Annotated in this window: 10 protein-coding genes; 1 reads left to right on the forward strand and 9 read right to left on the reverse strand. The window is 41.2% G+C overall.

The window, feature by feature from the left end; all coding sequences use genetic code 11:
* The first annotated feature begins 197 nt into the window (after positions 1-197).
* Positions 198-1,544 (forward strand): NADP-specific glutamate dehydrogenase, encoded by a 1,347-nt coding sequence (gdhA, locus tag BAE46_RS09325; protein ID WP_070112491.1) that lies wholly within the window; start codon positions 198-200, stop codon positions 1,542-1,544.
* 95 nt (positions 1,545-1,639) lie between these two features.
* Here gdhA and BAE46_RS09330 read toward each other — a convergent pair whose 3' ends face one another.
* The 9 genes from BAE46_RS09330 to BAE46_RS09370 form a co-directional block, all read right to left on the reverse strand.
* On the reverse strand, positions 1,640-3,040 hold the full coding sequence (locus BAE46_RS09330) for an MATE family efflux transporter (protein ID WP_244884999.1): 1,401 nt from the start codon (positions 3,038-3,040) through the stop codon (positions 1,640-1,642).
* A 397-nt stretch (positions 3,041-3,437) separates the two neighbouring features.
* Positions 3,438-4,358 (reverse strand): 2,3-butanediol dehydrogenase, encoded by a 921-nt coding sequence (locus BAE46_RS09335; protein ID WP_070112495.1) that lies wholly within the window; start codon positions 4,356-4,358, stop codon positions 3,438-3,440.
* Between the two features lie 179 nt (positions 4,359-4,537).
* Positions 4,538-5,341 carry an aspartate racemase/maleate isomerase family protein gene (locus tag BAE46_RS09340; RefSeq protein ID WP_070112497.1) on the reverse strand — a complete coding sequence of 268 codons (804 nt, stop codon included), beginning with the start codon at positions 5,339-5,341 and terminating at the stop codon, positions 4,538-4,540.
* A gap of 88 nt (positions 5,342-5,429) precedes the next feature.
* Positions 5,430-6,935, reverse strand: coding sequence for a BCCT family transporter (locus BAE46_RS09345; RefSeq protein ID WP_070112499.1), 1,506 nt, complete (start codon positions 6,933-6,935; stop codon positions 5,430-5,432).
* A gap of 18 nt (positions 6,936-6,953) precedes the next feature.
* On the reverse strand, positions 6,954-8,576 hold the full coding sequence (locus tag BAE46_RS09350) for a carboxylesterase/lipase family protein (protein WP_141729332.1): 1,623 nt from the start codon (positions 8,574-8,576) through the stop codon (positions 6,954-6,956).
* A 28-nt stretch (positions 8,577-8,604) separates the two neighbouring features.
* The gene (locus BAE46_RS09355; RefSeq protein ID WP_070112501.1) at positions 8,605-9,594 is read right to left on the reverse strand and encodes an NADPH:quinone reductase; all 990 of its coding nucleotides are present in this window, start codon (positions 9,592-9,594) and stop codon (positions 8,605-8,607) included.
* 91 nt (positions 9,595-9,685) lie between these two features.
* A complete protein-coding gene (locus BAE46_RS09360) occupies positions 9,686-10,483 on the reverse strand; it encodes an SDR family oxidoreductase (protein ID WP_070112503.1) in 798 nt (265 codons plus the stop codon).
* A 103-nt stretch (positions 10,484-10,586) separates the two neighbouring features.
* The gene (locus tag BAE46_RS09365; protein WP_070112505.1) at positions 10,587-13,022 is read right to left on the reverse strand and encodes a TonB-dependent receptor; all 2,436 of its coding nucleotides are present in this window, start codon (positions 13,020-13,022) and stop codon (positions 10,587-10,589) included.
* Between the two features lie 412 nt (positions 13,023-13,434).
* On the reverse strand, positions 13,435-15,291 hold a 1,857-nt coding region (locus BAE46_RS09370), incomplete at its 5' end, for a tetratricopeptide repeat-containing sulfotransferase family protein (RefSeq protein ID WP_070112507.1).

The following is a 15,291-nucleotide window of genomic DNA, read 5'->3' on the forward strand; positions in this document are numbered from 1 at the left end:
TTTTATTCATGATCTGCTTATAGGATAGATAGTGGTTTTGCGATGACTATCAGATCAAACTCAGAGCATGTTTTTAACTGTTTTATTCCTTAATATTCAAGCCATGGTATGGTGTTAGGCGGACTTTGAAGCTTAACGAAAAGTGCGTTAAGCTAAAATGAGCATGTCAGCTAAGCGTTAAAAGAGAGTAAATAGATATGAATGACATTAAATTTGAACCCACTAAATTTTTAGATTGGTTAAGACAAGAAAACGGCGAACAGACAGAGTTTTTACAAGCAGCAAAAGAAATCGCACACAGTCTTGAATCGACAATTAATAACTCTACACCTTTTAGAGTGAACAAAGTATTAGAAAGGCTAGCGCAGCCCGACCGTATAATTTCGTTTCGCGTTACGTGGGCTGACGACAATAACGACATTCACATCAACACAGGCTGGCGCGTGCAGCAGTCAAATGCGCTAGGACCTTATAAAGGTGGGTTAAGATTTCATCCTAGCGTAAATGAATCGGTGCTCAAGTTTTTGGCTTTTGAACAATGCTTTAAAAACTCGCTTACTGATTTACCATTAGGCGGCGCGAAAGGGGGGGCAAACTTTGATCCGAAAGGGCGTACCGACCATGAGATTATGCGATTTTGCCAAGCTTTTATGTTGGAGTTATATCGTCATATAGGTCCACAAACAGACGTACCCGCTGGCGATATCAACGTAGGCGCTAGAGAAATAGGCTATTTGTATGGTCAATATAAGAACATTAAAAATGAGTTTGGCGGTTATATAACGGGTAAAGATATTGAGTTTGGCGGTAGTGAGGTAAGAACCGAAGCTACAGGTTTTGGGGTGATTTATTTTTTAGAAATTGCCCTTAAGCATCACGATGAAGAGCTTTGTGATAAGCGAATAGCGATTTCAGGTGCTGGAAATGTAGCGACCCACGCTGCGTATAAAGCCATTGAAAAAGACGCCATTGTCGTTTCTATGTCCAATAGTCGCGGAACACTTCATGTGACAGACGGCTTAAGTGCAGACGACTTGGATTGGATAAACGAGAATTCCACCAGCGACAACGTCTTAAAAGCATTTTCCAAGGACCATGACAAAGCCCAATGGCTGTCAAACAAAAAACCTTGGCAACTTGAATGTGACATTGCGGCGCCTTGTGCAACTCAAAATGAGCTTGACCAAGACGATGCAAAGAAGTTAATGAGCAATGGCTGCAAATTTATTATTGAGGGCGCTAATATGCCATGTACTGCACAAGCCATAGAAACCTTCAGTGAAGCGTCTGCACTATATATTCCAGGAAAAGCCTCTAACGCAGGTGGTGTCGCTTTGTCGGGTTTAGAAATGTCGCAAAATGCTGGTTTTGAACAGCGTGGATTTGCCGAATTAGATAAGCAACTTCACTCTATCATGCACACCATCCACGAAAAATGTGTTCATTATGGCAAGCAGGAAGACGGCTCAATTAACTACGCTGATGGCGCTAACCTCGCAGCGTTTCAACGACTTGCTTCTGCAATTGTGTCGCAGGGGCTTTAAATGATGTTAAGCCTTTACTGCTGTAAACGGCGCTAACATCTCGGTTAATCTATATTCGGCTGCGCCGGCTCTAATGTTTGTCGTTCACTGGTCACTCAATTTAATAAATTAAGTGACCAGTTAGGATCGCAATCTTCTTGCTTCGCTTTTTTAAGCCAAAGTAATGTATAGCCTGCAACTAAGAAACCCGAAACTAGATTAGAGGTAGAAATCGCGATATAGATCCAACGCTCATCAAACCAGACAGAAGCAGCAAGACTCAAGGGCACATACAAAACAAAGGTTCTTAGCGCATAATAGCTCAAGCCTGTGACCGACTTTCCTAATGAATTAAGGGCCGCTGAAGAGACGATAATCCAGCCATAGCCGACTAAACTGACACCAACAATAAGTAAGTAATCTGTGGATTTAGATGCGACGCTGTCACTAGATGCTAACAGTGACGCGAAGACATCGGCAAAACCATAAAACACCGCAATAATTATTAATGACCAAAGCACACAAATAAGATAACAATACTGTAGCGCTTTTATCACCCGTTGTTTATTTCCTGCTCCCCAGTTTTGACCCGCAATAGGACCAATAGAGGCAGATAAGGCCATCATAGGAATGCAAGCAAAGGATTCTATTCTTGTTGCGACCCCAAAAGCCGCGACGGTATCGGCACCGTATCCGGCAATAATAGCGGTAACGATCCCTATACCAATTGGGTTGATAACGCTGCCGGCGCCCGCAGGCAATGCGATTTTGAGTACAGATTTGCAAGAAGCAACAAATACGTAATAATCGGGCTTACACAACTCAATAATTTGTTCACGATAGTAAGCAACATATAGCGCCAAAACTAAGGTGACCATGCGCGCTATCATCGTGCTTATTGCCGCGCCTTCAATATCCATGGCCGGTATTGGACCAAATCCAAATATCATGGCCGGTGTTAATGCAATATTGATCCCTGCGGAAAAAAACATGATAAGGCTTGGCCAGAGTGCGTTTCCAACCGAACGAATTATGGCATTTGCCACAATGGGGATAACGAGAAACGGCATTGAGATATACCAAATGCGCATATATTGCGTAATGTAAGTCAGCACGTCGCCAGAGGCACCTAGCAGGGTAAAGAGGGGGGCAATAGTGAAGTAGCCAACAGCCGAAATAAATATAACCAGCAAACCCGCCAGCAGCAAGCTGTCGGTAGACAGACGCTTAGCATATGTTTTGTCGTTAGCCCCAATGGCTCGTGATACGACCGATGAAGCGCCTGAGCCCAATCCAACAGATAAACTGGTAACGGCCATAGTGACAGGAAAAGTAAAGGATAAGGCCGCTAGATAGTCGGTGCCTAATTGACCTACAAAATAAGTATCCACAATTGAGACTGAAAATATTGCGGCGATGCCAAAGATCATTGGCATGGTTAGCCTAGAAATAGCAGGCAATATAGGGCCTTCTACTAAACTACTTTTATCTTCTGATTTTTTTGATGATTCAGTCAAAATAGCCCTTTGCATCTCTCACTGGATGCTGTGAAACCAACGCAATGTTGAGTGTTGTTATTACATTCATAAAATGTGTACGTAAACCGCGGGATAAAAGACTCAGTAATAGACATGAGCTAGTAAGTAAAACGGGTGCTAATTAGATACCCTTAGACTGTAGTGCTCTTTGTTTTTGCAAACCAAGTTGCTTGTATAAGCCAATATTAGTAGGCCGCTAAGCGATTACCAAATTTTTGCTGGACTCAACGAACTGGGTCTGATTGATGCCGATGGTAACCGTGATGTCGTATCATGGACGACCCTGCAAACATATTGGTTATTATTTCAAAGACGCGGCGCTTAATTTTACTATGGATAATCTGCTAGCCTAGCAGCAGGCGTTTGTCGATGTCTGTTATGGATGAACAATTATCTTAACGGCTGACTCGTTGTTGTGAATCAGCCTCTCGAAACCTTCTGCCACTAAATCATCGAGTTTAATTCGCTGGGTAATGAAAGGCTCCAAATTAACTTTGCCTTCCTCCACTAGCTTGATAGTTTCCTCATGGTTATTTGCATAAGCAATCGTTCCGCGAACGTCCAGTTCTTTCATCACAACGCTATGAACATTCACCGTTGCCGGATGGCTCCAAATAGATACTATTACAACGGTCCCACTGGGTTTTGTTGTCTCTACCAGTATATCCAATACTTCATTGACACTGGTGCATTTGAAAGCAACATCGACACCACGATTTTCAGTAATCCGCATAACTTCTTCGGCTACGTTGACTTCAGAGGGATCCAAAACATAATCCGAAACGCCGGTTTCTTTTGCTTTTTCCTTACGCTTCGCGCTCAATTCCGTGAGGATAACGGTTATACCCTTGGCCTTTAATACAGCCGCCAATAGTAGGCCAACAGGCCCGCCACTGCCAATTAGAGCAATATCGCCGGCTTTGGCGCCACTGCGAACAAACGCGTGATAGCCAACAGTAAGCGGTTCAATCAAAGCGGCTTGATCAAGGGGAATGGCGTTAGAAATGGGATGCACCCAGCGACGCTTGACTGCGATTTTTTCGGATAAGCCGTCACTAACAGCATAAACCACACCCGAAAACTCATGCCCCATTAATATCGGCGCAGAGTCTCCCGAGACCGGGTGGGGGTGACCGCAGGGAGGAATAAAGATTGGGCCATCCATGAATTCATCCAAATCGGTACCGCAGATACCGCACCAAGCTACATCTATGCCAACAAGTCCTGGTTCTATGGTCGATTCGGGGATATCTTCGAACCAGATATTACCTTTGTCATAAAAACGAGCAGCTTTCATTTATCCAGAGAGTTACCAGATTTGGATTCATTTGCAAACTTTTTGCTGCTTCAGCTCGGGTATATTGTTGTTCAACCACCGCTCATGGCGTCTATCCTAAATTCGTTTGAATATTTTTCTTAACCGGTGCGTCCGGATCAATTAGACCATGTCAGTTTGAGAATGCTATGCAGGTAGATTTAGCTAGATTTAGTTGTTCGCAATAAGCGCCCAAGTTTTTTATCTGTAATGTCAATATTTAGTGCTTTTGCGGTAGCCCAATGTAAAGCAATATCGGCAGATAATATGGGCACACCAAATTCTTGTTCTAGCTCCTCTATAATGTTTAAGAACCTAAGCCCAGCGCCCCCGACTAAAACCATTTCAGCATTGGGTGCCGAAGCTCGGGCTAGGCGAAGACTTTGTTTTATTTCTTCTGCACTAAAATCATAATAGCGAGCGTCAACTTCTTGTTGTGAAGCAAATATTCCTTGCTCGGTGAATGTTTGGCAGCCTTGAATAACTAAATCTACAGATTGTAAAAATGTTAAAAAGCGCAATTTCCATTGTTCATTATAGTATGGGCAAGCCAGAATTACACGCTTACAACCTAAATCGTGTATAGCATCAAGTACAGCGACACCATTGAGTATGACTTTGCATCCACAAGCATCCGTTAAACGCTGTTGCAATGCCCGAGCTCCTGCAGATGTATAATCATTGAAATAAGAAAAAGCGGGGCCTACTTGAATGATTAGCTCAGTACCCGAGTCTTTTAATAACTGAGCCGCAGTTTTAATATGAGGTTCTAGCTGTTCTATTTGTTCAAAACTATAATCAAAACCTACCGGGGGCATAATCGTTTGAGCTATTTCCACCGCTTGGTTGCATAAACTATAAAATTCTCTAGCGGTTGGATCAATCCAGCCAGGGGCGGCAATAATACCTAATTTAGGAATAGCATAAGAGGGTGATGGCAAAACAGTTTTAGACAAAATTTTCATATCAAATACACCGAAATAGATAAAAGTAATAGCTCCAATGAAGCTGAAGCTATTTGTAGAAATTAAGGTTGCTTAACCGTGATTATGCTTAAGTCGCTCCATAGTCTTTTTTTAATGAGCTTAAGAACGAGTAAGTCATTATCATATATATAAATAAAATAGGTAATGACACCACTAACACAGCAGTTTGTGCTACTTTGAAGCCTCCGACATACATTAAACAAATAGGCAGTAAAGCTAATGTTAGTGCCCAAAATGTTCGGTGGAGGCGATGAGGGTCTTCCCCCACAGGAAGTTCGGCCGTCGCGCTGCTGGCGAGGACATAAGAAGCCGCGTCATAAGTTGTTGCTACGAAAATAATACAAACAATACAGAATAAGCCAATAACAATATTAGACAGGGGTAACTGTTCAAAAACGGTAATAATTGCCTCGGGTATGCCACTTTCATTCATAAGCGTTATCACGTCCAGATTACCTGAAAGCTGTTGATATAGGGAGAAATTACCAAAAATCATATAAAACAGTGAGCCACCGATAGTACCAAAAGTGAGCATACCAACGATAACTTCTTTCATGGTTCTTCCTTTTGATATACGAGTAACAAAAATACCCACAAACGGGCCAAAGGCGACCCACCAAGCCCAATAAAAAACAGTCCAGTTTTCAACAAAATTTGATTCTGTAAAAGGATCTGCCCAAGTATTCATTTGGATGAAGTTTTGTAGAACGGTGCCTAGACCACTTATACTCGCTTTGAATATAAATACTGTTGGGCCTGCAAACAGGAGAAATGCAAGCAATGAGAACGATAACCAAACATTGGCTGAACTCAATCGTTTCATGCCTTTTTCTAAGCCAAAATAAACACTTGTTGCAAAAATTGCGACACACGTGCAGACCACGAGGACCTCAAGCGTAAAATTTGACTCTATACCAATTAGCCTCGCAATACCTTCGGCAATCAAAGGTGTTGAGAAGCCTAAAGATGAGCCTGCGCCGCCAATCAGCGCTATGCGAAAAAGAAAATCGATAAAACGGCCAGCAAGAGAGTTTTCCTTACCTCCTAATACGTGATGACAACTGATGCTGAACTTTAGCATTGGGATTTTTTTAACATAATATGGGTAAGCAATCGCTAAAGTGGGCAAACAATAAAAGGCCCATGCGCTAATTCCCCAATGAAATAATCCATATGATGATGCCCACTTAGCCGCTTCTGTTGACATGGGTTCAACACCAAACGGAGGTGTTTGATAGTAAAAAGCCCACTCAATAGTCGCCCAATATAGTAATCCGGCACCCACACCAGCACAAAATAACATGCCACTCCAAGCAAAATTATTATATTCAGGTTTATCAGTTGCATCGCCGAATTTTATACTGCCATATTTACCAAAGGCTAACCAAATAAGCAGAGGTAATATTGTCGACGCAAGAAAAACATACAGAAAACCAAAATTACTGCCTATATATTCGTAGGCTCGTTGCATAACGGTTGATGATAATTCTGGTGCAATCATTAAAGGTACCGTCATTAACAACATCACAGCAATAGTTGCAACAAAACCAGTTTTATCAATTCGTTGCTTCAAGTTAACGCTCCTCTATTATTATAGTTTTTTTGAGTTTAATTTTAAGAAGGGCAATATTTTTTGACAAATTGAGAAATCAGGTGCAGCAATGACAGATATTTGCTCTGATAAAGCTAGCACTTTTGGATCATTTTCATCAAATTGAGGCCAAATAGGCAGAGTAGTCAATTTTTCATCATTGGGATCCCCAGTTTTAGCAAAATTAGTCCAATACCTTATCATCGCCGTGGTTAGCATTTCGTCGTCTTTGTTTGTTGTTAGCCAGTCATCATGAGTATTAAATACATAGGGAATTTCTGCGCCATGATAGGCCTGCAGTTTGTCTCCACCGCTGCCTGTTCGAACTCGTTTAAAGCGATAAATATAAGCACGTTTATCTGATTTAGCTATTTGTTGTGCGTACGCATAGCCCGGGCAAACCATGTCCATTAAGGTCGATGCTTGATCATGTCCCCGCGCAATACTTGGCTCTTGTTGTGCTCGTTTTTTTAATATGTCTTGAATTTCCTTGGGGTATGAATTTATCATTTGTGCAAGTTTTTCGGAGGAATTATCTAAATACATTAACCATTCATCTTGATTGCTACCGATAAGCAGATCAACTTTTTGCTTTTGCCTAAAAAGCAAATTCAACGCCGTATCAGGAAGCACATTTCCATCCACGGCGGCACCATAGTAATATTCAGAGAAATCTTGTTTTGCTTTGTTAAAAAGAACTTTTACCGAGGTTTTTTTTAGCATCGACAGTGAACTGTCTTTCATATCCAGAGAAGTGGCTAAGTCATGACCAAACGTTTGCTGGCTTTTTAAATCGGCATTATTCCACAGCTGGAATCCACCGCTTTGACTGATTGCACGCTGAAATAGTCCATCAGCGAGCGGTGATAAAATTAAATTACCAATATTAGCTGCACCAGCTGATTCGCCAAAGAGCGTTATATTTGAACTGTCACCACCAAATTGCGCTATGTTCTTATTGATCCAATTCAGTGCTTCGATTTGGTCTAACAAGCCAAAATTTGCAGGCGCTGTGCTGTGTGTTAATTCAGGATGTGAGAAAAAACCAAAAACACCTAAACGATAGGCAATACTAACGACTATCACTTGTCCTTGTTGCGCAAGTTGAGCGCCGATATAATTTGCTTCGTATGACCAGCCAGCCTTATTACTGCCGCCATGGATCCAAACCATCACCGGTAATTTATTGTCCTTGTGCAACGATGGCGTCCAAACATTTAGATATAGGCAATCTTCACTAAAGGTTGGATCAGTGAATATCTCAGGTGAGGCACCAAAAGCTTTACCTACTTTTTGATACCATTGAGTATTGTAGTTGTCTTGAAAGCAAGCGTCGGCAAAGTGAATTGCCAACTGTTTTCCTGATCTTGGTTGGTGTTTTTCTGGTGCTTGCCAACGACGCTGATTTACTGGTGGCGCAGCGTATGGAATACCCTTAAAAGCGGCTACGTTTTCTGATTGATCAGCATACTGGCCAATCAATATTTCATTGCCCGCGGTTACTTCAATTGATATCGGTTCACTTGCATAGCTAACCTGAGAGGCAATAGTAAAGGGCAGAGAAATTAATAGGCCCCAACGAAGAAAACAAATAAATCTTTTAGAGAATAGCGATGTATTCATGATGAGTTGGGTCCTTTAAAACTATAATTTACGCTTCTATATCAACGACAACGCTTCCGCGTAATCCACTTTCTTCTATTAACTCATGACTCTTTGCCATTTGCTTAAAAGGAAGTATATGAGTCACTCTATGTTTCAACTCTCCCGCTGCTAATCTTTTGTAGATATCGTCGATAGCGTGCTGTTTAGCTGACTCTGGCATCGCATACACTATGGTCATGCGTATAGTCAGATCCATAAACATCATTTGGAAAAAAGGTAATTTCGGTTCTTTTATCTGGGTGTTTCCGTAAGTGGCGATGACACCACCAGTACGGATACACTTAAGTACTTCAGGTAAGTTGAAGCCAAACTCAACATCAATAACGCGATCAACTTTTTCGCCATCATTCACTTCTTGAACTTTATCACCCCAGTTAACATCGCGATGATTAACCACGAAATCAGCACCGGCTTCGATACAACTTGCTTCATCTATTGGGTTACTTGCCGTTGTAATAACTTTAGCTCCAGAAAGTTTAGCCCACTGAATAGCATAGTAGCCAACACGACCGGCTCCGCCGGTTACCAACACTGTTTGGCCTTTAACACAGCCATCGGATGAAATAACTCGATGGGCAGTCATTGCTGGAATACCTAAACAAGCGCCTATTTCAAACGATGTATTGCTCGGTAACGTGGCCGCTCGAGAGGCATCAATTGCGACGTATTCAGCCGCCGTTCCTAAAAGGCGAGCATACTGCGCCTGATAAACCCAAACTCGTTCACCTATCCTACTTTCAGGTACTCCTTTACCCACAGCTTCAATGATCCCAGCGCCATCACTATGTGGAATGATATGACCGTTATCTAATAGATTAGGAAAGGCGCCAATGCGCTTTTTAACATCTGAAGGATTAACCCCTGTGGTTTTTAATTTTACTAATACCTGACCATCACCCGCAATAGGCTTTGGTTGTTCACCTATAATTATTGTGTCTGCGGGTGTACCAAATTTTTCAAACCAAGCTGCTTTCATTATTTTTTCCAATTTTTTATTTCATCGAATTAAGTCACGCTGGGCTGTATTTAATTAATAATTATCGATTAACAACAGCTGCGTCTATTATTTAAAATTTGCTAGATAAATTTTCGGTATGACCGTCAATTCCAATAGCTTGCCCTGAAAGACTGGCTCCTAGGTCAGAGCTTAAAAATACGGCCATATTCGCAATATCATCGGGACTAACAAAAAGCCGCAGTGAACTTTGCTCTGCATATATCTCTCTCACCACATCTGGCGTAACGCCACGTTTTTCTGCATCAAGACGAATAACATTGTCAATTCTATCTCCTTTGACACTGCCTGGACATAAGGCATTGACTCGAATATTATGTGGACCTAACTCCATCGCCCATGTTTTTGTTAAGCCAATAAGTGCCCATTTAGATGCAGCATAAGGCGAGCGCATTGGGAAACCGAAAAAACCAGCATTAGAAGAGATATTAATAATACTGCCCGACCCATTTGCTTTCAATAAGGGCACTGCGAACTTGGTGCAATGGAATTGTCCGTTCAAATCAACATTAATGGTGCGCGCCCAATCGTCGGGGTCTATATCTTCAACAAGCGCTGTAGGGCCAGCGATCCCAGCATTATTTACTAAAACGTCCAGATGTTGATAATGAACCATTAAATCAGCAAACATTTGCTTAACTTGATCAACATTTGCAACATCAGCCACCGAGGCTGTCGCGCCAGGATTTGCTTCAAGAAAGTCAGCGATGACCTTTTTATCAATGTCGCAGACATGCACTTTACAACCATATCCCAGAAACTTTTCGGCTATTTTACGGCCTATGCCGTTGGCTCCAGCTGTCACAAGCACGACATGCTCTGGGCTCAATCCGTTATTAACAACAGTCATTAGAATGTCCTCATATTACAAAGATGAATATTAAAAAATTAGAAGAAAGAGGTGCGTGTCTTCGCTGGATTTAGCAAACCAGCGAAGACACGCGAGAAGATATTTATTCAAATAACATGTGATACCTGATCCCGAGATTTCTAGGGCGATTGACTGTTACAGTGCTGTCCCAGCGTGCGCTGCCTCGCGATAGCTCAGCACGTTCATCGGTCAAGTTATCGACATATAAGTTGACTCCCCAGCTACCCATATTTATTCCTGCGGATAAATTTACAATACTATAGCTGCTATTAATATCACGTCGGTCTAGGTTTAAATCACTAGTTTTATACTTGTAAATATCACTGTATGTCTCACCGACATAGGCATAAACGACTTGGGCAAAGCTTCTATAATCACCAATAGCAAAGTTATAGCGACTGGTTAGATTCCCTTTAAAGTCGGGCACATTGGGAAGTTCAGTACCGTCAGGTGATAAATTGCTGCCGACTAGTAAATCAGCAGATAACTCAGCTTGATTAAAGTTAAATGCGGCTGATACAGTCCAGTCTGTTGTTAGTAGGTAGGTGAGATCAGATTCAATACCCACAATTGTTGATTCACTGGCGTTGATTGTTAAACCAACAGGAGAACCATACGATGCATCATAGCGGGTAAACTGCATATCATCCCATTGCATATGGTAAACAGCGCCATTCCAACGTAGATTATTTTCCAACCACATGGTTTTCCAACCAAGCTCTGTATTTGTCACAATATCAGGTTTGTAGATACGCGGCACCAATGCCGTTTCGTCTCGGTTTATGCCACCGGGGCGATAACCTTCAGACCACGTGAGATAGACCATCTTTTTATCATCAAGTTTATAGCTTAGATTGAATTTAAAAATACTATCACTGTCGTCATCTTTGCTATCAACGTTAATAATAGGAGAGCCTGGAGCAATCAGTCCGTAACCAGACACTCCTAATAATGTACTTTCATTTTTAAACCACCGAGCACCCACCGTTGTGGTGAGTTGGTCGGTAAATGAATAGCTCACTTCACCAAACACTGCCGACTGCTTATCTGCCCGCTTTTGATCCGTTAAATACCACAGGTTGGCCTCACCAAACTGTCTAAAATCAGCTCCTTGGGCCATGCCATTCATTTCCCATTCTTGGCGGTAGTCATGACTGGCATCTTCATAATATAAACCAACAATGTACTGCAGTGAGTCGTTGTCTGTTGATTGCAAACGCAGTTCATGAGTATTGCGTTTATATTTATTATCATCATTGTAAAAAATGGCCATACTTGAACAATCTGCATCTGCAGTACCATAATATTCACAACCATAAGTTTGGATCCAACTAGTAGAAAAGTAGTCTGCATAGTCGGAGTAATCATTAAAGTACTGTACGTCTCTCTCCATAAATGAGCCTGCATACACTAAGCTAGAAGAACCTAAATCTCCCTCTATTGTGAGTGCTGCTTGATTAAATTCATCATCCATTGTATCTGGGAAAAAACGTTGAACCTCTAAGTCATTAATTTCACCACTGGGATTTTCTGAGTCTTGAAACCATACACCTTCTGTCTCCTGCTTTTGAGTCAGGTAACTTGCTGTTGCTGACCAGTTATCATTAAGATTTACTTTTAAAGCGACTCTAGCTCCGCTATTGGTTAATTCATTGAAATTTTCTTTTACTAAAGCATCATTATTTTCTTCAACTGTTGAGAAATTTCCACCATCAGTTAACAATCCATAAGTCCGTGTGCCGGCTATATTATCAATATAGCCGCCATCTTTTTTGGTCCAAGCAACTAAGCGGATTGCAATATTTTCACTTACCGGAAGATTAACGAATCCTTCTAATGAGTGACTAGCATCGCCGCTTTTTGTAGTACCATAACTAACATCAAAACCACCTTCAAAAAAATCCATTTGAGGTTTATTGGTAATGATCCTGATAGTGCCTGACTGGGCGCTGGCCCCAAATAATGTGCTTTGCGGTCCGGCAATTGCTTCCACTCGTTCTATATCATAAATATGTAAATCAAGATTTCGCCCGATAGCGGTTACCGGTTGTTCATCTAAGTAAATAGCAACCCCTGGCTGAGAGCCTGATGCATTTCCACTGCCACCATCTGATGCTCCACGCATGTAGACTTGTGACAAACCAGGCCCTGATGATTGATAAGAGAGACTCGGTAACATCAATGCGTAATCATCGAAGTTTTCGATCCCTAATTCATCTAACTTAGTGGAGCCCAATGCGGTGATACTTAAGGGAGTATCTTGAAGATTTTCAACACGCTTGCGTGACGTAACTATTATTGTTTCCATACCCTGAGACGACGCTTTAGTATCAGTTTCGGCCTGAGCCGTATCAAGGTCTTGTGCATTGGCGCTAGGCATCGCTGCCATGCCACCCACCATTATTACTGACAAAGCAATACTTTGAACGTTTTTGTCGTTAATAGAATTGCGCATTGCCGCAATTAGGGGGTTTAGTCGGATAGACCTCGTTTTGTTTTTTAGATGCTTATTAGTCATTGTATGTACCCTTATAATATGTTTATCGAGCAAGTCGCAAAGCCCGACAAAATAGAACTTAGACTCGCAATATCACCCTGAATAGTTAACATTCACTTAACAGATTGCTAACACAAATTTGATGGTAGCAATATGAACGTACTAAAAACAAACGATTATATCTCTCCTATGATTGAATAAAACTAAACCATATAAAGCTTTTAGCTGCTATATAGAATATAAGTACTTATCTTAAAATAAATTTAAACTCATGGATTATATAGATAAATATAAAATATTAGATTCATTCTTATAATATTTTAAAATTCTCAGGTACATTTTTTTGAACCACCCTTAAGCAGAAAATGTGCTTGTATCATTCTTTTAATCGGTACCTCATTTTCCCCAAGAGAAACATACAGATGACTAATTATCACAATATGGATGACAATTTGCTTTGCAATGGGGAAAGGAACTCTTCAAAAGGCTTCCATGCATCGAGCCCTTTTGTATTGATAGGTTGTCTAACCTGCTCAGAACTAGCCGTGTTGACCGCACGAGAGTTATTATAAAATTCTAGGCAATTCGGCTCAAAAGGTAAGCCACAAAAGTCTAGAATTTGCTTAACCTGATTTTCAAAATCATTAACGACATCTTCATAAGAAACAGTGAGCACTTGGTTAGGAAGCACTTTGTGCCAATGATCCATTAAGTGAAGATAATCTTTGTAATAGCGGGCAATATTTTCTAAGTCGTAACTAAAAGCCTGTCCGGCTGAAAACAATTGTTTAAAGCCACTAAAACACGCAGACATCGGCTGGCGACGTGCATCGATTATTTTTGCGTTAGGTAATATCAGCTTAATCAATCCAATATGAGCAAAATTATTGGGCATTTTGTCAATGAAAAAGGGAGCATCGCCCCGATGTACCTGAGTTTTCATTATATATTCGTTACCCAGGTCAAGACGCTGCTGTGCAGAAAGCTTGGCAATAACCTCTGGATATTTTGAGATCTCATTACGTTTTTTACGGTCACTTAATTTTCGAACCATCGCAATAATATTTGGCAACTCCTTGGTGCCATCCACCATTGAATGACTTGCTAATATTTGCTCTAGCAACGTAGAACCAGAACGCGGAAGTCCAACTATAAATATTGGATCGGCTCTACTGCAACCCTGCTCACCATTTTTTTCAAAAATGGGTAATTGACACGTTGTAATGGTTCGTTCAATGAGTTCGGTCGTTTCGTCGGCATCATAACGTTCAATGCTCTGTTTGAACTGATTACCTAATTTATAATAATGGAATGATTGTTCAAACTCTTTGTTGTCTTCGAGCGCTTTACCTAATGCAAAACATATATTGATACGATCCAATATAGGGAGATTTTTTATCGCCATCTGTTTTTTCATCTGCTGTATTTCAGACTGTTCAAAACCGAAGGTCTTTAGATTAGCCAAACTCCAATAAGCTTCCCCGTAATTCGGATTACAAGCAATCGCAGCCCTATACGAAGCGATAGCCGCATCTTGTTCTCCAATTGTTTTGAGTGCGTGACCTCTGCTGGTATAAAGATTTGCTTGTTCAGGCAATGCTGCAATCAATTTATTATAAAGCGCAATAGCCTCTTTGAACTTCCCTAACCTGACCAAAATAGAAGCTTTGAGTATTTGCTGAGGCGGCACGTTGGGCTGGTATTTTTCTAAAGTTTCTATTTCTAATAGTGCTTGCTCGCTTTTTTCTCGTTTATTCAACACATGCGCGTAATTTAAACGAGCAAGGTGATAATCTGGTGCTAAACTTAGACAACGAACAAGCAACAGTTCAGCATCCTCAAATACGCCCAATTTAATTGCTATTTCAGCCAACAACCTTAAGCCATTGACATCACCTGGGGATTGCTTTAAAAAATTACGGCAATGGCGCTCGCTTAATGCTAATTTATCGTCGATAAAAGCTTGTAGCGCTTCGCCTAAAAGTGGGTGCTTGGCCGAAAATCGTAAATAATTATTATAAGCTTTCTCAGAGGCTTTGCTTTCGCCTATCACTAGCAGTAATTTAGATAAAAGTCGCCAGCTATGAGTTAACTTAGCGTCAACTTCAACTGCACAGTTCAATGCTGCTATCGCCGCTGTTATTTGTTTTAAAGCATGCAGTGTGATGCCAAGCTCTTGATGAGCTAGCGCAAAGTCCGGGGTTTGCTCAATCAATGCTTGTAAGATTTTTTCAGCTTCACTAAAGCGACCTAAACCTTTGAGTGCGACGCCAACGATAAAAAGTGCGTT

This window comes from Glaciecola punicea (assembly GCF_001756615.1).
GTDB lineage: Bacteria > Pseudomonadota > Gammaproteobacteria > Enterobacterales > Alteromonadaceae > Glaciecola > Glaciecola punicea.

Excerpts from the sequence above, each read along its gene's own strand:
- BAE46_RS09350 (WP_141729332.1), bottom strand. The coding sequence starts at position 8,576 with ATGAATACATCGCTATTCTCTAAAAGATTTATTTGTTTTCTTCGTTGG.
- BAE46_RS09355 (WP_070112501.1), bottom strand. The coding sequence starts at position 9,594 with ATGAAAGCAGCTTGGTTTGAAAAATTTGGTACACCCGCAGACACAATA.
- BAE46_RS09335 (WP_070112495.1), bottom strand. The coding sequence starts at position 4,358 with ATGAAAGCTGCTCGTTTTTATGACAAAGGTAATATCTGGTTCGAAGAT.
- BAE46_RS09360 (WP_070112503.1), bottom strand. The coding sequence starts at position 10,483 with ATGACTGTTGTTAATAACGGATTGAGCCCAGAGCATGTCGTGCTTGTG.
- BAE46_RS09340 (WP_070112497.1), bottom strand. The coding sequence starts at position 5,341 with ATGAAAATTTTGTCTAAAACTGTTTTGCCATCACCCTCTTATGCTATT.
- BAE46_RS09365 (WP_070112505.1), bottom strand. The coding sequence starts at position 13,022 with ATGACTAATAAGCATCTAAAAAACAAAACGAGGTCTATCCGACTAAAC.
- gdhA (WP_070112491.1), top strand. The coding sequence starts at position 198 with ATGAATGACATTAAATTTGAACCCACTAAATTTTTAGATTGGTTAAGA.